At 59.2% G+C, this 16,577-nt stretch carries 23 protein-coding genes; 14 read left to right on the top strand and 9 right to left on the bottom strand.

Features of this window, described 5'->3' with window-relative positions; all coding sequences use genetic code 11:
• The first annotated feature begins 92 nt into the window (after positions 1–92).
• A complete protein-coding gene (locus V9G17_06915) occupies positions 93–1,310 on the top strand; it encodes a hypothetical protein (GenBank protein MEI2752318.1) in 1,218 nt (405 codons plus the stop codon).
• Here V9G17_06915 and V9G17_06920 read toward each other — a convergent pair.
• The 5 genes from V9G17_06920 to V9G17_06940 form a co-directional block, all read right to left on the bottom strand.
• Positions 1,300–2,271, bottom strand: a complete 972-nt coding sequence (locus V9G17_06920) for a methyltransferase (GenBank protein ID MEI2752319.1) — start codon at positions 2,269–2,271, stop codon at positions 1,300–1,302. The genes V9G17_06915 and V9G17_06920 overlap by 11 nt on opposite strands.
• Entirely contained in the window at positions 2,268–2,612 is a 345-nt protein-coding gene (locus V9G17_06925) for a hypothetical protein (GenBank protein ID MEI2752320.1), read from the bottom strand. The genes V9G17_06920 and V9G17_06925 overlap by 4 nt, the downstream gene beginning before the upstream one ends.
• Positions 2,609–3,010 carry a hypothetical protein gene (locus V9G17_06930; protein MEI2752321.1) on the bottom strand — a complete coding sequence of 134 codons (402 nt, stop codon included), beginning with the start codon at positions 3,008–3,010 and terminating at the stop codon, positions 2,609–2,611. Before V9G17_06930 ends, V9G17_06925 begins: the two co-directional genes overlap by 4 nt.
• Positions 3,011–3,603: 593 nt before the next feature.
• Positions 3,604–4,545 carry a hypothetical protein gene (locus tag V9G17_06935; GenBank protein ID MEI2752322.1) on the bottom strand — a complete coding sequence of 314 codons (942 nt, stop codon included), beginning with the start codon at positions 4,543–4,545 and terminating at the stop codon, positions 3,604–3,606.
• A gap of 67 nt (positions 4,546–4,612) precedes the next feature.
• Complete coding sequence (locus V9G17_06940) at positions 4,613–5,371, bottom strand: hypothetical protein (GenBank protein ID MEI2752323.1); 759 nt, start codon at positions 5,369–5,371, stop codon at positions 4,613–4,615.
• A gap of 413 nt (positions 5,372–5,784) precedes the next feature.
• Here V9G17_06940 and V9G17_06945 point away from each other — a divergent pair, with 413 nt between their 5' ends.
• Together V9G17_06945 and V9G17_06950 are read left to right on the top strand one after the other, a co-directional pair.
• Positions 5,785–6,129 carry a hypothetical protein gene (locus V9G17_06945; protein MEI2752324.1) on the top strand — a complete coding sequence of 115 codons (345 nt, stop codon included), beginning with the start codon at positions 5,785–5,787 and terminating at the stop codon, positions 6,127–6,129.
• Between the two features lie 40 nt (positions 6,130–6,169).
• Positions 6,170–6,886 carry a hypothetical protein gene (locus tag V9G17_06950; protein ID MEI2752325.1) on the top strand — a complete coding sequence of 239 codons (717 nt, stop codon included), beginning with the start codon at positions 6,170–6,172 and terminating at the stop codon, positions 6,884–6,886.
• A gap of 186 nt (positions 6,887–7,072) precedes the next feature.
• Here V9G17_06950 and V9G17_06955 read toward each other — a convergent pair whose 3' ends face one another.
• From V9G17_06955 to V9G17_06970, 4 genes are all read right to left on the bottom strand, one after another.
• Positions 7,073–7,201, bottom strand: a complete 129-nt coding sequence (locus tag V9G17_06955; GenBank protein ID MEI2752326.1) for a hypothetical protein — start codon at positions 7,199–7,201, stop codon at positions 7,073–7,075.
• Between the two features lie 147 nt (positions 7,202–7,348).
• A complete protein-coding gene (locus tag V9G17_06960) occupies positions 7,349–8,134 on the bottom strand; it encodes a transporter (GenBank protein ID MEI2752327.1) in 786 nt (261 codons plus the stop codon).
• Positions 8,131–9,078: a hypothetical protein gene (locus V9G17_06965; protein MEI2752328.1), complete on the bottom strand. Its 948-nt coding sequence runs from the start codon at positions 9,076–9,078 to the stop codon at positions 8,131–8,133. Before V9G17_06965 ends, V9G17_06960 begins: the two co-directional genes overlap by 4 nt.
• 112 nt (positions 9,079–9,190) lie before the next feature.
• Positions 9,191–9,331 carry a DUF4396 domain-containing protein gene (locus V9G17_06970; protein MEI2752329.1) on the bottom strand — a complete coding sequence of 47 codons (141 nt, stop codon included), beginning with the start codon at positions 9,329–9,331 and terminating at the stop codon, positions 9,191–9,193.
• A gap of 446 nt (positions 9,332–9,777) precedes the next feature.
• Between V9G17_06970 and V9G17_06975 the strand changes: the two genes are divergently transcribed.
• The 11 genes from V9G17_06975 to V9G17_07025 all read left to right on the top strand — a co-directional run bounded on the left by V9G17_06975 (position 9,778) and on the right by V9G17_07025 (position 15,985).
• Positions 9,778–10,284, top strand: coding sequence for a hypothetical protein (locus V9G17_06975; protein ID MEI2752330.1), 507 nt, complete (start codon positions 9,778–9,780; stop codon positions 10,282–10,284).
• Positions 10,285–10,321: 37 nt separating this feature from the next.
• Complete coding sequence (locus V9G17_06980; protein MEI2752331.1) at positions 10,322–11,179, top strand: methyltransferase domain-containing protein; 858 nt, start codon at positions 10,322–10,324, stop codon at positions 11,177–11,179.
• 504 nt (positions 11,180–11,683) lie between these two features.
• A complete protein-coding gene (locus tag V9G17_06985) occupies positions 11,684–11,851 on the top strand; it encodes a DUF1328 domain-containing protein (GenBank protein MEI2752332.1) in 168 nt (55 codons plus the stop codon).
• Positions 11,852–11,918: 67 nt separating this feature from the next.
• Complete coding sequence (locus V9G17_06990) at positions 11,919–12,047, top strand: hypothetical protein (GenBank protein ID MEI2752333.1); 129 nt, start codon at positions 11,919–11,921, stop codon at positions 12,045–12,047.
• 62 nt (positions 12,048–12,109) lie between these two features.
• A complete protein-coding gene (locus V9G17_06995; GenBank protein ID MEI2752334.1) occupies positions 12,110–12,667 on the top strand; it encodes a BON domain-containing protein in 558 nt (185 codons plus the stop codon).
• A 123-nt stretch (positions 12,668–12,790) separates the two neighbouring features.
• A complete protein-coding gene (locus V9G17_07000; GenBank protein ID MEI2752335.1) occupies positions 12,791–13,015 on the top strand; it encodes a DUF2934 domain-containing protein in 225 nt (74 codons plus the stop codon).
• Between the two features lie 56 nt (positions 13,016–13,071).
• On the top strand, positions 13,072–13,545 hold the full coding sequence (locus V9G17_07005) for an Hsp20/alpha crystallin family protein (protein MEI2752336.1): 474 nt from the start codon (positions 13,072–13,074) through the stop codon (positions 13,543–13,545).
• Between the two features lie 267 nt (positions 13,546–13,812).
• Positions 13,813–14,223 (top strand): TfoX/Sxy family protein, encoded by a 411-nt coding sequence (locus V9G17_07010; GenBank protein ID MEI2752337.1) that lies wholly within the window; start codon positions 13,813–13,815, stop codon positions 14,221–14,223.
• On the top strand, positions 14,216–14,785 hold the full coding sequence (locus V9G17_07015; protein ID MEI2752338.1) for a DUF488 domain-containing protein: 570 nt from the start codon (positions 14,216–14,218) through the stop codon (positions 14,783–14,785). The genes V9G17_07010 and V9G17_07015 overlap by 8 nt, the downstream gene beginning before the upstream one ends.
• Positions 14,786–14,836: 51 nt before the next feature.
• A complete protein-coding gene (locus V9G17_07020; protein ID MEI2752339.1) occupies positions 14,837–15,214 on the top strand; it encodes a DUF2784 domain-containing protein in 378 nt (125 codons plus the stop codon).
• A gap of 165 nt (positions 15,215–15,379) precedes the next feature.
• Positions 15,380–15,985 (top strand): cytochrome P460 family protein, encoded by a 606-nt coding sequence (locus V9G17_07025; protein MEI2752340.1) that lies wholly within the window; start codon positions 15,380–15,382, stop codon positions 15,983–15,985.
• The last annotated feature ends 592 nt before the right edge of the window (positions 15,986–16,577 follow it).

A 16,577-nucleotide genomic window follows, 5' to 3' on the forward strand; every position in this document is an offset into this window, starting at 1 on the left:
CGCCGCTGCAGGAAGGGCCTCGCACATCCTGGCGGAGCAACGGGAGCTCAGTCCTTGTAATGTGTGACGCCTGTACGAGCAGGGCCTCAGACATGATCGCATTCAGCGCCGCTGGGAAACGTCGGGCTGATCGGGCCATCCGTCACTTTCGAACCTCCCTTGAGAATCACGCGGCAACCCATGCTCCGGCAGGGCTTTCCGAGCTGATCGATCACGTCACCCAACAGGCCGCCACAGCCATGCCCGGGATGGATCTTTGGGCAGGCATCGCGGCGGATTGCCGACGCGATCTCTCCGGCCTGTCCGTTCACAAAGGAACCTTGGCCCAAGCGGTCGAGTGGGAAACCCTCAAGCTCCAAACCCGCCTTCATGGCATCGAGGGCACCTCCCCGTCAACCTTCGTCCCACTGTTCCGTAATCGTCACGTACACATCGGCAGGTTGATCCAACTCTGGCGGCGTCTGGCATTCGATACCGAAACATGGCTGGCGGAACAGGGATACGAAACCCTACTGGACATCGGACCCTGGGGCGGCTTCAACTTCGTCGTGGACGACGACGGCTACACTCGCATGGCGTTTGCCAGACTGACGCTGGCCGTCGGAAGCCTGCCCGGAACCCCGCTGGATCACGCAGGCGGGCCCTTCTTCGAACACCTGCTTCCCTGCTACAGGGCAGAACTGCAGGCGGCCGGGGTTCACTTCCCGGACCAATGGCAATGGCAATTTCCGAAACACGATCAGGCGGGTCGATTGACGGAACTCTCCGGCACGCACTATCTGCCCGAGCACACATACGACCGACGGACCTTCATCAAGGTCCGCCTCTCCCGCACCTGCGAAACGGTGGAAGAACTCACGTTGCAGGATCTGCTCCCCCTGCTGGAGCGCCTCCACTTTACGACCGATTGGGACCTCTATCCGGAACAGACGCAACCGGTCGACGCCCGCTTCGATCTGCAGGATTTTCTCTCGCTCAACCATGTGGTGGAAAGCCTGTACCAACGAACGGCGAAGGAGGAGCGGCTGTTGAACGAAATCAAGGACGCCTATCGGGGTGCCGTGCGATCGCCTCACGTCCTGTACACATATCTGAATACCGTGATCCGTTCCGGGTGGGTGGAGAATCTCTACTGGGCATTGGCTGAAGCGGCACTGGGCGTGAAGCGGTATCAGCGGGCGGTATCATTCGATCGTGAAGTCTGCCCTCACATCCCGCCACGATTACTCATCCCGGTCCGGCGGCATCTGCAGAAGTATCATGCCCGGCTGAGTGCCGCCACCTCGCCACCGGCGGAAGTCACCGCCTGACCGCTTCAAGCGTACCGATGCTATCCGTGACGGAGCGTCGGCGAAACCGTCCGAATCCGGTTGCCCTCAGCCAGATCTCAACTTCCTTCCAGGCATAACTTCTCCCGGTCGGCGTGAACGCGTACATCAGCAACGAAAACACGGCGGCCTCGGCAGGAAGGGTGCCGGCAGGGTTGAGAAAATACTCCACGATCACAATCTTTCCTCCCGGACGCAGTGCGCCATGCACCCGATGTAACAGCCCTCGATTCTCCGCCTCGCTCAAATCATGCAGCAGGTTGGAGAGCAATACGACATCGAATCCCGAATCGAGCGGCGCGGTCAAGACGTCCCCCTGCCGCACCGCGACACGGTCCCGCAACCCGGCCTCGTTGATGTGGCGTCTCGCCACCGACACGGCCTGATCGACCAACAGCACATGAACATCGGGATGACGTTGCGCCAACGCGATGGAGTAGGCGCCCGACCCGCCGCCCAGATCCAACAGGCGCGTCGCTCCACGCGGCAGCCGGATCCCGTCGAGCGTACGCGGCGCCAGTACATAACTTCGCTCGTGCATCGCCAAGGCAAACCGTCGTCGGAACGCCGTAGTCTTCGTGACAGGCGCCCATCCGGACCGACCGCGCCGAATGGCCTGCGCCATCCCGGTCCAATCAGACCAATGATGGTTCAGCAGCCACAGCAGATTCGTCACCGCCGTCGGACTTCGGCCATCCAGATACTTTACCCCCAGCCGACTGTTCCAATACCGGCCCGCATTGGCACGAACCAGGCCGAGGCCAACCAACGCCTGCAGCAGAAGCTGCATGCCTTCGCGCGTCACCCCGCAGGCGGCGGCCAGTGAGTCGGCGCGCTTGCCGCCATCCCCGATTGCCGTAAACAAACCGAGTTCATTGGCGACGAGCAGTACCTTTGACTCCGCATAACCGTTCGCCAGCCGCATCAGGGCCCGATAGGTCATGGGCCCTCCGCTGGAATCATCACCGACTTCACGTCTATGTCCATCCACATGCCATGGGAAAAATGCGGGGCGCCGGTCACCGGGTCCGCCAGAAAACAGAGCAGCCCGTATCGCCCCGGCTCCAGATCGAGATGCAGGTAGCCCTCTCGCCCCGGATCGAGACCGGTGAGGCCGCCGACTTCCTGACCGGCGGAATTGGGCAGTCCGCCAGGTCTGTACCGCGCGATGAACCCCTGCGCCGATGCTCCCTCCGCCAGACGAATCATCACCACCTCATGGGCTTGCCGACCGTCATTGACTAGGTGCACGGTTCGAGGCCCCGCCTGCAGCGGGTCACTCAACGCAAACGCAAATCGTTCAGACGTAGCGTCGCATCGGGCCGTGACACTGGTTCGCCCGGAGCCGCTGCGCCCACCACCCGAAGCGCCCGCACCATGCCACGCATGGCGTGGGGGCGTCCCGTCACGTCCGGAATGCCGCAGAGCAACACATAGTCTCCCGACTCAAGTTGAATGTCGACGGAAGCCTCGGCATCAGGCCGGCCGGCATTCACACCGCCATGACGCCTCAGCCAGCTTGGGAGACTTGGAGACCGGGAGGCCATCGCCCGTTCGACATCAGCGAGGGTTTTGCCCGATGGGAGCGCCAGGAACTGAACCTGATGCACATCCCGACCGTGATTGCTGAGTCGCACTGTTTGCCAACCGGGGCCGAGCTGCTCAGGGGCCAGTGAAGGCATAGTCTTCCGCGACGAACGTGGTGACGGCTGCGTCCACAGAAACGGGCAGGCCGCACAGGGCCATGAAGAGACCGGAGATCACCAGCCATTTGCTCATGAAGCAGAACGGTCTGTTATGAGCGCGTTGGGGATACATGTCCTGAAAAGAATACTCCGGCGCGTAGCTGGTTCCAAGGCATCGGCCAGGATCTCTTGCACATCCATCCGCCCAAGGCCGCAAAGAACGGGCCTTGGACGATTACACCGAACCATTCGTTGAAACGACGCGAACCGGAACGAGCGCAGAGCAGATGCTGAGCAACTCGATTGGTGCGAAGTACTTTACAATCCACTCATGCGCCGTGCCGCCATGACAATAACCCGCAGGATGCGCAAAAAGGCCGACTCCTCCTTCGCCGTTCGTGAAACGTGGTTCGTCTCTCGTCCACAGAAAAGAGCTTGTACTGTAGCTTACAACCTACAGTCAGAAATCGAGAGTGGGCGCCACTACTCTATACGCTTCACGAGTGTCGAGAACACCGCTGGCGGACTTTGTCCGCATCCTGATAGATGTCGGTGCGAAAAAGACAGTCGTCGAGGTTCGGCGGGGAGGATTACCGGTGCGGTGGGTTGATGTCAGAGTTATGGCCCAGCGCCGGTTCCAACCGTATCGCTTGTTGGAATAAAAGATTGAATTCAGGACGACCGGCGCGTAACCGTTCGGCCCCCTCCATCGACGCTCGAGCCTCGGCCGGTCGAGACAGCTTGATCAGACATCGGGCTTCATCCAGGCGTTGCTGGATCTGCAAGAAGGCCGGCAACCGCTCCGATCGGACCCTCTGAAAAAATTTCAACGCCGGCTCGCAGTCCGCTTCACGGATCTTTCCTACGGCATAATTGCGAAAACTCCGGCTCAGATTTCTCCCGAATGCCAGCAACGCATAATCCGCCAGCGGCGAATCGGGATGTTCCGTCACCAGCCCGGTCAACAGCGCCTGTCCTGCCTGCAATTGGTCGCCGCGCTGCCATAACAGAAATTTTGCTGCTTCCACACCCGCAGACGAGCCGGTCAGTAAGGAGGCGCCGACTCCATTCTCGTCGACCACCGTCACGCCTGCCGCGTGCGACCGTATCCGGTCCGGTTGAGGCGCGCCCTGAGGACGGTATTCGGCCGTCACGCGATAGGTTCCCGGTCGATCGAACGTCCATCCCAGCGCGCCATAAAAGACCGGAAAGATCGCCACAACTGCCTCGCCCGGAGCCAGAGCGGTCCTGGTGTGTACGGCATCCGCGTAAAACAGCGGCAGGAAAACGAACCGCGGCCTATTCGAACTCGACACTTCAATCTGGATCGCGCCGGTTTGCGGATCGAGCAGTTTAAACACCTCCACCGGCCTCGTCCCCACATTGACGAGGCGGACTGTGGCATAGACCGGCTCTCCGAGACTCAGGACGGGCTGTCCCATGTCGAGCGTGAGCTCGAGCGTGCCGGGGCCGGAACCTTCCTGCGCCAGACCGTCGTTTGCCCGCACCGCCGGGAACAGGAGCGCGATCACGCAGACGAGAGACACCTTCCTGCACAGGCGCGCGATAGGATCGAGGTGCATAGGCCGCCCTTCAGCCTCACTGACAATCGGTAATCGTTAATTCTTCCAGAGGATGCGCCCAAACCGCATGGTCATTGGCGACCCACGTGAATGGCGCAGCCCCGATGGCGCCGGGAAATTTGCACTGCCCCGGATGGTTAGCCAGATGCTCCCGGCTTTGCTCGGAAAAGCGGTACACCGGATCGCCCGTCAGATCATCTGTCTGCGTCATGACCGAGGTGCCGTCACCGTCACTATGGTGGAGATTGAACGCATGACCGATCTCATGGGCCGTCGTGCGCAAAAATTCGGGACCGCCAGACTGAATGGTGTTCATACGATAAAAAATGGCGAAAGCCGACCTGGTATGTCCTTGCCACATCTTGCCTAGGACGAATTCAGGAAGACAGACATCGAGTACCTCGCCATAGTGATTCACCACCGCGCCGTAGAGGTGATATGTATTGCAGAAGTCAAAGGGACAGGCGGCCGTGGGAAAGAGCGACAGGTGGCGATGGCCGTTCTCCAACGTCGTTAATTCGGCATCGCTAATGCAATCGTCTCCGGCGATGTTGAGCGGCTGAATTCCCGTATCATCTTCCTCCACGCTCAACTTGATACCTGCATCGTCGAAGATCGAACTCACCGTCACGGGCTGGCCATTCACCATATGCTGTGCAGGGAATGTGGTTCCCGTCATGCGGTCGAATTCCAAGGACACGCAGGAGACGAGTAGGCCGGAGAACACCGGAATCGCCATGGAGACCAGGACACGAAGCGGCAGCGGAGTAAACATGCGGCCCTCCCGACGAACAGCGACTGCCGTGATTCGGAGAGCAGAGAGAATGGATTCTAGGCTACGTGTTGTCGATCATTCTGTCAATCCGTGCCGTCCGGCCCTGGTAGAAAGTCACCACAGTCCCCTTCAACCGTCGTCCGGCTGCACCCCTCGTTTCCCGCCAGCTTGAACAAGACTACGTAGTGGTATCGGATGGGATACGGATCTGTATCCGATGCGATACCGCGCCAGCCTCACGTAAATACCAGCCCGTCCGGCCGCTGGCTCCAAGCGATTGTTATTACGCGCAGAGGTTACGCCACACTCCATGGCGCGATGTTTGCGTCAGGTGACGCCATAACCGGATCGCTTGCCGCACACACCCGCCGGTCGCGATTCAAAAGTCGGCAGCGAACGACAAGGAGGGCGTGATGCGCCGGATCACCCTGCTGATGCTGCTTCTCTACGGATGTGTCCCGCCTCCTCCGCACCAGTTCGTGCCGGGAGGACCACTCGGCGAAGCCGGGCTCACTGCACAGGAACCACGGCAAGCGAGCGATGAGGAAGTGCGCGCCATGTTGGCAGAATCCTCGTTACATCAGCAGGGTCCAGCCGGACCAGTTGATTTGAACGGGTTGCTCACACAGATTTCTCAAGCCACAAACTTTCGGCAGAAGCAGCGTTTGGTGGATCGCTATCACCATGCGGCCCTGCTTCTGCCGGAAGCCGAGCGTGATCAGGCATTCCGGCAATTACGAGACGCGACCGGAAAGTGACCGTGAACGGAGCCCGACCTGAGCAAGAAAGGGAAGGACCATGAAGCGGATACAAGTCAGCACGCTGCTGCTCTCTGCCACCATCATCCTGGGCGGACTGTTACCGGCCGCCACACCGGCCAAAGCCCACGATTGGCTCGGCGACTGTGTCGTGGACTTCGATAATACGTTTGCGCTGACCTATATCTACGGGCAGGCGAGAGGGAACTTCGGGTACCCTACCGGCATCGACAATGCAGGCGAATTGCAGCTGTGTAATGCCACCCACCAGGCCTGCTGGACGTATCGTCATCGCTGTTTCGGCAATTACATCAACGTGGACGATATGACCTACGGTCACATTCATCTGACATTCGATAGCCCAAGCCTGCTCACGCCTTGTTTTGTCGATCCCGGCGACGGGCCGGGATCGGGCTTTGGGCGGAACGTCGGAGACGACTGCATCGCCGCCGACTGGATTCATGAACCGAGAACCCTCGTCACCCATTGGTGGGATCACTGGATCAAGATCTGGATGGAAGACCGGGTGACGCATCAGCCCAGAGTGTTCGACATGCCGATCATCAGAGTGGCCGGCACCGAGCCGATTCAATTCTGGTTCAGGAAAACCAACGGCAGCTGGTGGTACTGGTCGAGCCTGGCCCCCAATCCCTGGCTGGTGGGCGGGTGGGTGTACGATGTGACCGAAGTGCGGATCAGAGGCGCGCAGGCGGCGAACGAGCCGTATTTCATCGGCGCCTTCTCAATCCTCGATTAGCAGGATGTTGATAAAGCGCGCCATCAGCGTCCTCCGTCGCTTGCCGATCCGTGAAGCGTAAAACGTATCCCGCGAACATGTCACAGTCCGCTCTGAAACGAGAGACGAACGACGTTTCACGAACGACGAACGAACAGGGCGGCCATTCTGAACAGCCTGCATGGAACATTCGGAGAGGGGAAGACCCTACTGGCTGTCCGGAACCTGCAACTTGATCGAGAGCGCCTTACGGTCGTCGGTGATCTGCGCCACGATCTTGTCGCCGGTCTTCAAGCGACCACCCACCGCGCCCTCGATTTTGGTCTCAGGCGTCACCTTCAGGCGCTCTTCGTGGCCGGAGAACCCTCTCAGGCCACGTGTTCCGTGATGTCCACGACCCGACGAACAAGCAGCGTCACGTTGGTACAGACCGACGAGTTATTGAGGCGGCCGCATCTCATGGTCCTTCCACTTACCATCCCTCTAAAATCCAACCGAAACACCAACCGTCCCCAGTAATGCCGCACGATCCGCCGGACCAACAAACTCGGTACCGAGCCCACCGTCGAGCACCACACGCGAGGTCAATTGATGCCGGATACCAATTTCGACGCCGGTGTGGTTCTGTTGCCCGCGCAGGTCCGATTGGCGGCTATACACGCTGGCGATTAGCGTGTCACGAAAACTTGTGGGGTACCCCAACGGATAACTGACGGCGGCGACGGCGCGATAGGCGCCGGGCCGCTCCTGCCCTTGCGGCGAGCCAATCACGGTATACCCGGCATTGAGATGCACTCGGAACCGCCCGAATGAACGGGTCAGAATGCCGGTGAGCTGCGTATCGACGCCCTTGGAATTCACGCCGGTAGGCAGATCCGCTTCGACCCGGACGGCAAACGCCGGCAGATTCAACGTTTCGGTATTAAAGTTGTACAGTACCCCCAGATGCAGATCGCCGGACTTATTCGCGCCCACCAGCGAACGCGGATCGGTAAACAGATCGCCTTGGATTTCGATCTGCGTATTGGCGAACGCACCGTAGATGATCTGCGGCTGAAACGTGACGCTCGTGCGCCCCTCTCGCCGATCATTGAAGCGCACGCCGCCCTCCAAACCGATCTCACCCTTGGGTATGGCATAGGCATCCTCCATCCCGATCGGACGGTTGGGATCGAGATTGTCATGATCCAAGGCGAACAGCGGCGCGGCCGTCCACATCAGCACGGCGCCGAGCAGGCACGCAACGACTTGCCTCCGTCCCAGTTTCAATGGTGATGCTCCTGCCCCTGCACAATCATCGGATTGGTCGCATCCGCACTGGCCAGATAGTAACTATCTACCAACCGATAAATTTCAGCCCGCTTCGCCTCCCAAGTCGGAAGCCGCTCACTGGTGAGGATATCGCTGATGTTGTCGTGCAGCATGTGCAGGTTGTCGAAGATGTTGGCTAATTCAGGATAACGCGCGGCAAACTGCGGGCTGAGTTCCGCCGTGAGCGGCATGAACGTCCACTCCACCGGCGGCTGCTCGAGATACCGCCGGTAGGTCGCAAGGATCGGCCGGATCGCTTGTGCCTTCTCGGCAAGGTCGCGCGCGGCCTGCAACGGGTCGTACACGGCCACCTGCAGATAGTGGTACGCCCAAATCGTCGCGTTGAACAGCGGGAAGCGTGTCCTGAACGCCTTGGAATAGGGAAATTGATCCAGCCGATGATGATCCAATCGCTTCGACGTGATCGCGTACGCGCTGTCCTTATAGTAGGCCAACACATTGCGGACGGCCTGATCCTTGTCCGGCTCATCCGACACCACAATGTCGTAGGTAGCCCGGTGCAAGGCATGCGCTTCGTCGAACGTGTTCTGCGCGCGCCAAGCCAGCTTCATATACGTCGGAGCAATCGCCTCCTCATTCGGATTCAGCCGAGGTTTGGTCGCAATAAACGCGAGCGTCTGCTTACGCGCCTGCTCCTCAATGGCCGGCACGTCCTGCCCCCCCGTCAGCAACAAATTCTCGTAGAGATTGGAATGGCCAAAGTCCACGCCGTTGAACTCACTGTCGAGTTCGGCCAGATCTTCCCGCATCGAAAAATTCCACAGCGCGCGGTAATAGAAGCGCTTGTCACGCGGCTCGAACTGGCTGCACCCCGCCAGCGCGAAGGCGATCGTGGCCAAGGTTACCAACGCCAGCATGTGCCTATATTTGCCAATCGTCATACTGAATCGCTCCACAATCACCTTGATCAACACCCTAGCAAGACTCTTCAACCATGTCGGCTCCGTCGCGAGACGAGCCCGCCTGGCTGCCCCTCATCAGCAGCCAGGCAAGTCACAGCAGCGGATCGGACAGACCGGTATCCATCGCGCCGGGAACCATCACCATGATCGTATTATCTACCAATTCTATGGTCGTCATGGAGAGAGTATCGGACGCCAAGACCAACCCCAACGCCGATTGGTGGTGGCTCATGAGAGTTCTCCTTGTGAGTGATAAACGATACCGTTCACCACTACAGACGGAACCGGGCGGCAATTATTACAGACCGCGTGTGACTCGCCTTCGAAATCGATACGCCGGCGTCATTCGGCCTAGGCCGGTCGAACGTTAGGGAGCAGTCTTTCATGCAACCCTTACTACCCCTCGACGATCATATCCAACATGCGTACCGCAGAGAAACCGTCAGGGCTGTACGACCACATTCAGCGCGGACGTTCCCACTCCCCGGGACATTCTCGCCCGAATGAGCCTCCGTCCTGCCCCCTCAGTCCAAATGATTATACGTGTATTTCCGATTCACTCCTGCCGCTCATGCTGTCCGATTCTGCGACAGCGGCGGAAAAAGTCTTGATCTGCACCGTAGAGACATGCTTGACTGAAATTCATTCGTTTTTCGTCTTCCTTGATGGAGGGGTTGCATGCCGCATGGAAGTCTTCGCATTCTCGTGACTCTAGTCCTGCTCCTCACCTCGCTCTCCGCACAAGCTACTGATACGGCTCCCGATACAAGCCTGAGCCCCTTAAAGTTTCTCGTCGGAGAATGGAAAGGCGCCGACGCCGAAGGCAAGGCCCACAAGATCACCTTTGCGCTCAGTTCAGGCGGCACCAGCCTGACCGAAACACTCACGCCGCCGGATAGCCCGCCCATGACGACCATGTACTACAGCGACGGTGATCAGCTGATGCTGACACATTATTGCTCCCTCAATAACCAACCGCGCATGCGCGCGGGTGCAGTCAAAGAGGGAGATAAAACCATCACCTTTGCCTTCGTGGATGCCACGAATTTGAAGAACCCGACCGATGTGCACATGCGCCAATTGGCGATCGAGGTCAAAGACCATGACCACTTCATCCAAACCTGGACCTTAAGCAAGGCCGGCAAGGACGTGCCGAAAGTGTTTACCTTTGAGCGTATAAAGTAATCTGCGTCTCCACGTTGTTTAACAAGGAGTCCTTCCGATGCCGTCACAAACACCAGAGGCTGTGATCGAGGCTCAACGTCAGGACTGGAATCGCGTTGCCGCCGGATGGGATAAATGGGATCAGTTTTTCAACCGCACCATGGCCTTCCTCAACCACCGGCTGGTGGCCGATGCGCGGGTGCGGCCGGGCCTTCGCGTGCTGGATCTTGGATCGGGCACCGGCTATCCGGCCCTCCTGGCCGGCGAAATCGTGGGATCGGAGGGCGCCGTGGTCGGGATCGACCTCGCCGAATCCATGCTGGCCGTCGCGACGCGCAAAGCCAATGCGCTCGGCTTCCAGCACGTGACGTTTCGTACCGGGGACGTGACATCACTGCCCTTTGAGACCGCCTCGATCGACTCGGTGATCAGCCGATTCTGCTTGATGTTCCTGCCGGACATTCCCAAGGCCGCCGCGGAAATCGCTCGCGTGTTGAAACCGGGAGGCTATGTCGCGGCCGCCGTCTGGTCTGCACCGGAGAGGAATCCGTTCATTCGCATCCCAATGGATGTGATCAAGACCATTACGCCTCTACCGCCGCCCGACCCCGAGGCGCCCGGCATCTTCCGGCTGGCAAAACCTGGCGACCTGGCCGGCATGTTCGAACGCGCCGGCCTCAGACCATTGGACGACGAAGAATTTACGGCCGAGGTGACCTATGCCACGGCAGAGGAATTTTTTCGCGGCTTGATGGACATCGCCGCCCCGATTCAAAACCTGTTCGCGAAATTGACGACGGATCAACAGGCCCTGGCGGAGCAAGGCATCATCAAAGCCGTGAATGAATATCGCCGGCCTCAAGGAGTCTCGTTGCCGATTGCGGTGAGGATCGTGAGCGCGCGCAAGCCGCAGTAGCGGCAGCACTTGCACATACAACGCCCGCCGACTCTGACGAGCCGGCGGGTGTATACGAAGCTACGCTTGTCTGTTGCCTTCTCATGTCACTCCTTCATCTTCCCTTCGGCCCGTTCGCCCGCGCCATCTCGACGAAGACGGCACTAGCAAATCCCCTGACCGTACGTTGAGAAAGCTCCTGATCTTATGACACGCGTTCTCACGTCGATTCATCCTCCACATTCCGCCCACATGTCTCCCCAGATTATAGTGCTTGACGCGATGGACGATTGCGCTTAGCGTGAAGAGGTGCCCGATGAAGCTCCGCTGACTGTCCTATCCTCGCGCTTCCCGTTTCTTCGCACGCGTGACTGATTCCCCAGTCTCCGCCGCTCCTTGTACCAGAGTCTCTCTGAGGTGCTTCCTGTCCGATTCATTGGCCCGCTCATGGAGCGCAGCCAGGATGTGCGAGGCCCCAGGGGATTGTTCGACTCACGCCGATGCCTCCCTAGAAAGGAGTGCACAATGCTGTACTACGCGCTGATGTTCTTAGTGGTCGGATTGATTGCCAACGCCCTGAACGTGTTGGGTGTAGCCGCAGTCGCCGTCCAAATATCCTGGATCTTGTTTGTAATCGGGGCCGTGTTGCTGGTGGTGCATCTGGTGTCGGGACGGACTCCGCGCACCACCTGACAACGATCCAGGCTGTCTGAGCCCTTTACCCAATGAGGACCCGACAGTCACATCCAGACGAGGTTGCATGGCCGACACACGATGTGTCGGCAACGTGCAGGAACGGTACGGCGAGAAGAAGGCCGAGCTGATGCAGTGGGTTTCCCACTGGCATGGGCAGGCGAAGCCGGACGCCGAGGGAACGAAGGTTCCCTGAATCGACACCATCGGCGAAACATATTTCGCCGCACATTTTCACTGTTCGCGTAAGGAGACTTGATGACCACACGCACTGTACTGACCCTCTGCGCAACCTTGGTTCTTGGCGGGGCGATGATCACCGGATCGGCGCATGCCATCGGCAAGGCCGACGAGAAGACGCCCATGAATGATGCCTGGATCACGGCGAAGACCAAGATCGCGCTGTTTGCCGATTCCCGGGTGAAGGGAAGCGAGATCAACGTGGAGACCGCCCAGGGCGGAGTCATGATCCGGGGCAAGATCGATTCGGATGCGGCCAAACAGGCGGCGGAAGGGATTGCGAAAGGGGTCGACGGGGTCAAAACCGTGAAGAACGATCTACAGGTCGTGGCCCCCTCCAAACGTGAGGCGACGGACGACAAGGATGACGCCATCACCGCCCGCGTCCATGAGCATATGGAGAAAGACGCACACCTGAAGAAAGCCGGCATTCATGCGCAGACGAACGCAGGCGTTGTCTCGCTCAGCGGCGAAGTTCAGGACCTGACGACCAGCGCCGAAGCCTCTTCGTCGGCCTGGCAAGTGCCCGGCGTGAAGGCTGTGAAAAACGACCTCACGGTGAAGGAAAAGGCCTAACCCTTTTCTTCCTCACACAGGCCCGCTCTTCGTCCGTCGAGATCCGACAGACGGGTCTCGGCGGACGGCAGAGCCTCTGTTAGTTGCAGCCATAACACATGCTAGTCAACAAGGAGAGACACCATGATGGATACGAATGTGAGTCGACCCACTCCGCAGCGAATTGGCACAGCCCACACCAGCCCGAGCCATGAAAAACCCGCACAGGCGGGGCAGGCCGCAAAGGGAACTGCTGCGATCGCCCAACGTGCCTACGAACTGTATGAAAAACGGGGACGGAAAGACGGGCAAGCCCTGGAAGACTGGTTGAGCGCAGAACGTCAGCTGGCTGCCGCAGCGGGCCACTAATCGCACCGATTTCGAGTCGCCAGCCCGTCATTTTGGCTATACGAGGAGATGACGCCATGAGCACACTGATACGTTGGGATCCGTTTCGAGTTCAGTGGAATCCCTTGAAAGAGCGGGACGAATTGGAAAGCCGATTGTCGACCCTTCTGGGACATCGAGCATCGACCGGGAATGGGGGAAGAGAAGCCTTGACGGTTGCCGAGTGGTCACCGTTGGTGGACATCGTGGAAGACGAGAATGAATACCGGATCAAGGCGGAGTTACCGGCCATGAAAAAAGCAGACGTACGACTCACCGTGGATAACGGGGTGCTGACCATTTCCGGCGAACGGAAATATGAGCAGGAAGAGAAACAGGAGAAGCATCACCGGATCGAACGCGCCTATGGGAGTTTTCTCCGCAGTTTCTCACTCCCGGAGGATGCGGACGGGAGCAAGGTCAGAGCCGATTACAAAGACGGGGTGCTCCACGTGCATCTCCCGAAATCCGAGAAAGCGAAGCCGAAATCGATCGAGATTAAGGTGTCCTAGGAGCCCCCTGAATTGCGTGCGCCTCGTGGAGATATGCTCAGACCTTGTCGTGGAGCATCCACGGGGCGCTTGGATTCACGTGCGACGAGGACTGCTGCAGCACAGAGACCGTACATCCTGATTTCGCCCGAAATCCCCCCACACGTCCGACGACTCGCACGGCTCCGTGTATGACATACAGTTCACAGCCCCCATACCGACCTCCATACTCCGGCAGTTGAAATAATTCAATCATCGGTGCAGAGTGCGCCAATCAAAACAGCCGACATGAGCAGCGGTCCACCCAATCAGTCCCGACACATGCGCCACGACGGCTTCAAAGATTTCGTGCTGGATCAACTCGGTGAGATGCCTGAGCTCACAGGGAAAGCCATGTTCGGCGGCTTTGGCCTCTACCAGCGGGGCATTTTCTTCGGCATCATTCATAAGGGCCGGCTGTTTTTCAAAACCAACGACCTGACGCAACCGCTCTATCGTGCGCATGGCATGCACCCCTTCCGTCCGGGTGCCAAACAAACGCTCCGGCAGTATTACGAAGTGCCGGTAGATATTCTGGAGGACCCGCAGGAACTGGCCGCCTGGGCTCGCAGCGCCGTGACCTTACCCACCGCGCAGCTGCCCCTCCCCTACACCGGCCTGGCCTATGGGTACGACCCATCGGTTCTGCGCGATGGATGACCACACTGCCGACCGCCTCACACTCTGGACCATCGGCCACTCGACCCGTTCGAGCGATGAGTTCCTGGCGCTGCTCCAAGAACATGCCATCCGCCGCCTGATCGACATCCGCCGTTATGCCGGCTCGCGGCGCTACCCCCACTTCCACTCGGACGCACTGAACAACACGCTGACCAATGCAGGACTGGAATACCACCAGTTGGTGGAATTGGGCGGCCGACGAACGGCACGCCCGGACTCCCCGAACCGCGGCTGGAAGAACGCCGGCTTTCGCGGCTACGCAGATTACATGAGCACGGAGGCTTTTCAGCAAGCTCTGCACACACTCATGACCGATGCCGCCGCCTCACGAACGGCCATCATGTGCGCCGAAGCAGTTCCCTGGCGCTGCCATCGAACATTGGTGGCCGATGCCCTCGTGATTCACGGCTGGCAGGTCGTCCACATCCTAGGACCTGGCCAAATCAAGCGGCACGAGCTGACGACCTTCGCCAGGGTCGAGGGCGACCTGATTGTCTATCCTGCTCCGGCTGGTGAGGAGGCTCCGCCCCGCTTGTTCTGAGGGGTCGTTCCGGATGGCGCTCGCCTCCCGGGTTCACCAGGGAACCTCAGCATGTGGTATCGAATCGGCGCGGATCTCGTGCTGCTACTCCACTTGGCCTTTGTGCTATTCGTGATGACAGGCGGACTTCTGCTCTTGAAATGGCCCCGCCTGGCCTGGCTACACCTACCGGCGGCGATCTGGGGAGCCGTCGTCGAGTTCAGCGGATGGATCTGCCCACTCACCCCGTTGGAAAACACCTTGCGGACCATGGCGGGAGAACCGGCCTCTGACGCCGATTTTACAGGCCGCTACCTCATACCCCTAGTGTATCCAGCAGGGCTGACATGCAACATTCAAATACTGTTGGGGACGATGGTGGTGATGGTGAACGTAGCGGTCTATTGGCAAGCCTTAGGGAAGGCGGCGAGGGACCGGCGACAGAAGTGAGTTGAAGCCGGCTGGTTCGTTCTGTGTCGAGGTCATCACCAGGGCAAGACACCCCTGCTCGCTCGATGTGATGGGATGAACGCTCCCGGCCTCGCCGCGATGGTAGTCCCCTGCCTGGAGAAATTCCCCAGCGCACATGCAGCTCCCTCCACCAGGTAGGACCGGCTGGGAGGCAAGACAGCCATCACCGCGGTCGTAGGCGACTTCGTCGGCCGCGTGGCAGCGGACAATCGCATCAACGGAACATTCGCGAACGCCAACATTCCGCGACTGAAATCGCTGCTGATCGATCAAATCTGTCAGGCGTCGGGCGGACCTTGCAGCTACACCGGACGAGACATGAAAAGCACCCATGCCGGGATGGGCGTCAGCAGCAGCGATTTCGACGCACTGGTCGGAGACCTCGTCGCCGCGTTGAACAAATTCAAAGTCGGCGAACGGGAAAAGAACGAACTGCTTGGCGCGCTCGGTCCGATGAATAAAGACATCGTCCCCTCATCGGCGGCCATGACCGACCCGCGCGGCATGCTGCCACTGCCCGCAAGCTACAAATCCTGGCCGAAATTCCTGACAGACATTCCGAAAGGCGAAGCCAACCAGGTCCGTGACATTTACATCAATCCGACCGGCGCAGGAACATCGTCAGGACAGAATTTCCCGAACGGCACGGTTATGGTGATGGAGATTTACAAAGCCAAGATGGACGGCGACAAGCTCATGACCGGCATGGACGGGAAGCCGGTGAAGGACGATCTGCGCAGATGTTTGTGATGGGGAAAGAACAGGGCTGGGGCGACAAGCAGCCCGAGAATCTGAAGAACGGCGACTGGGCCCTATACTGCTTACGATGCTTCCAGCAAGCCGCTGATGGAGGGTTTCACAAAGTGCCGCGCCTGCCACACGCCGCTGGCGCAGAAAGATTTCGTCCACCGCTACGACGAATATTTCCAAACGAGAGCGCAGATGTAGTTCACACTAGCACGGGGGCTGCGTTTCCCCAGCTCTCGCTGCTACTGCGGACTTGTTTACTTACAAGGCAGCTCTTCTTATTTCGGCTATCCAAATATGTGTGTGTTTCCTGCATCTGAACCGGCTCATGTCATCGTGGCGTAACACCTGAACTTCTTGTTGCCCTGCGGGCGACGTTAGATTAACTTGAAACCGAATTTTGTTGTGGAGAAGAAGACCTGAAGCCCCTGAAGCCGATCCTCGAACCGCGCTGCGGTCCGGCATGTGGTTGAGTCTCACCGCACCCGCAATGCTCGGGGTTTCGCCTGCGTGTTGCGCGGCCAAGACACTGATAGCAGCGACCTGGACATCCTCTTTGACCCGACGCCGGAAACGACGCTGATGGACGCGGCTA

The organism is Nitrospira sp. (assembly GCA_037045225.1).
In the GTDB taxonomy this organism is placed as follows: domain Bacteria; phylum Nitrospirota; class Nitrospiria; order Nitrospirales; family Nitrospiraceae; genus Nitrospira_A.

What these genes read in the sequence shown, in the direction of transcription:
- V9G17_07020 (MEI2752339.1), top strand. Translation starts at nt 14,837, where the DNA reads ATGTGGTATCGAATCGGCGCGGATCTCGTGCTGCTACTCCACTTGGCC.
- V9G17_06985 (MEI2752332.1), top strand. Translation starts at nt 11,684, where the DNA reads ATGCTGTACTACGCGCTGATGTTCTTAGTGGTCGGATTGATTGCCAAC.
- V9G17_06975 (MEI2752330.1), top strand. Translation starts at nt 9,778, where the DNA reads ATGCCGCATGGAAGTCTTCGCATTCTCGTGACTCTAGTCCTGCTCCTC.
- V9G17_06920 (MEI2752319.1), bottom strand. Translation starts at nt 2,271, where the DNA reads ATGACCTATCGGGCCCTGATGCGGCTGGCGAACGGTTATGCGGAGTCA.
- V9G17_07005 (MEI2752336.1), top strand. Translation starts at nt 13,072, where the DNA reads ATGAGCACACTGATACGTTGGGATCCGTTTCGAGTTCAGTGGAATCCC.
- V9G17_06945 (MEI2752324.1), top strand. Translation starts at nt 5,785, where the DNA reads ATGCGCCGGATCACCCTGCTGATGCTGCTTCTCTACGGATGTGTCCCG.
- V9G17_06965 (MEI2752328.1), bottom strand. Translation starts at nt 9,078, where the DNA reads ATGACGATTGGCAAATATAGGCACATGCTGGCGTTGGTAACCTTGGCC.
- V9G17_06950 (MEI2752325.1), top strand. Translation starts at nt 6,170, where the DNA reads ATGAAGCGGATACAAGTCAGCACGCTGCTGCTCTCTGCCACCATCATC.
- V9G17_06995 (MEI2752334.1), top strand. Translation starts at nt 12,110, where the DNA reads ATGACCACACGCACTGTACTGACCCTCTGCGCAACCTTGGTTCTTGGC.
- V9G17_06940 (MEI2752323.1), bottom strand. Translation starts at nt 5,371, where the DNA reads ATGTTTACTCCGCTGCCGCTTCGTGTCCTGGTCTCCATGGCGATTCCG.
- V9G17_07015 (MEI2752338.1), top strand. Translation starts at nt 14,216, where the DNA reads ATGGATGACCACACTGCCGACCGCCTCACACTCTGGACCATCGGCCAC.
- V9G17_07010 (MEI2752337.1), top strand. Translation starts at nt 13,813, where the DNA reads ATGAGCAGCGGTCCACCCAATCAGTCCCGACACATGCGCCACGACGGC.
- V9G17_06990 (MEI2752333.1), top strand. Translation starts at nt 11,919, where the DNA reads ATGGCCGACACACGATGTGTCGGCAACGTGCAGGAACGGTACGGCGAG.
- V9G17_06930 (MEI2752321.1), bottom strand. Translation starts at nt 3,010, where the DNA reads ATGCCTTCACTGGCCCCTGAGCAGCTCGGCCCCGGTTGGCAAACAGTG.
- V9G17_07000 (MEI2752335.1), top strand. Translation starts at nt 12,791, where the DNA reads ATGATGGATACGAATGTGAGTCGACCCACTCCGCAGCGAATTGGCACA.
- V9G17_06980 (MEI2752331.1), top strand. Translation starts at nt 10,322, where the DNA reads ATGCCGTCACAAACACCAGAGGCTGTGATCGAGGCTCAACGTCAGGAC.
- V9G17_06915 (MEI2752318.1), top strand. Translation starts at nt 93, where the DNA reads ATGATCGCATTCAGCGCCGCTGGGAAACGTCGGGCTGATCGGGCCATC.
- V9G17_06970 (MEI2752329.1), bottom strand. Translation starts at nt 9,331, where the DNA reads ATGAGCCACCACCAATCGGCGTTGGGGTTGGTCTTGGCGTCCGATACT.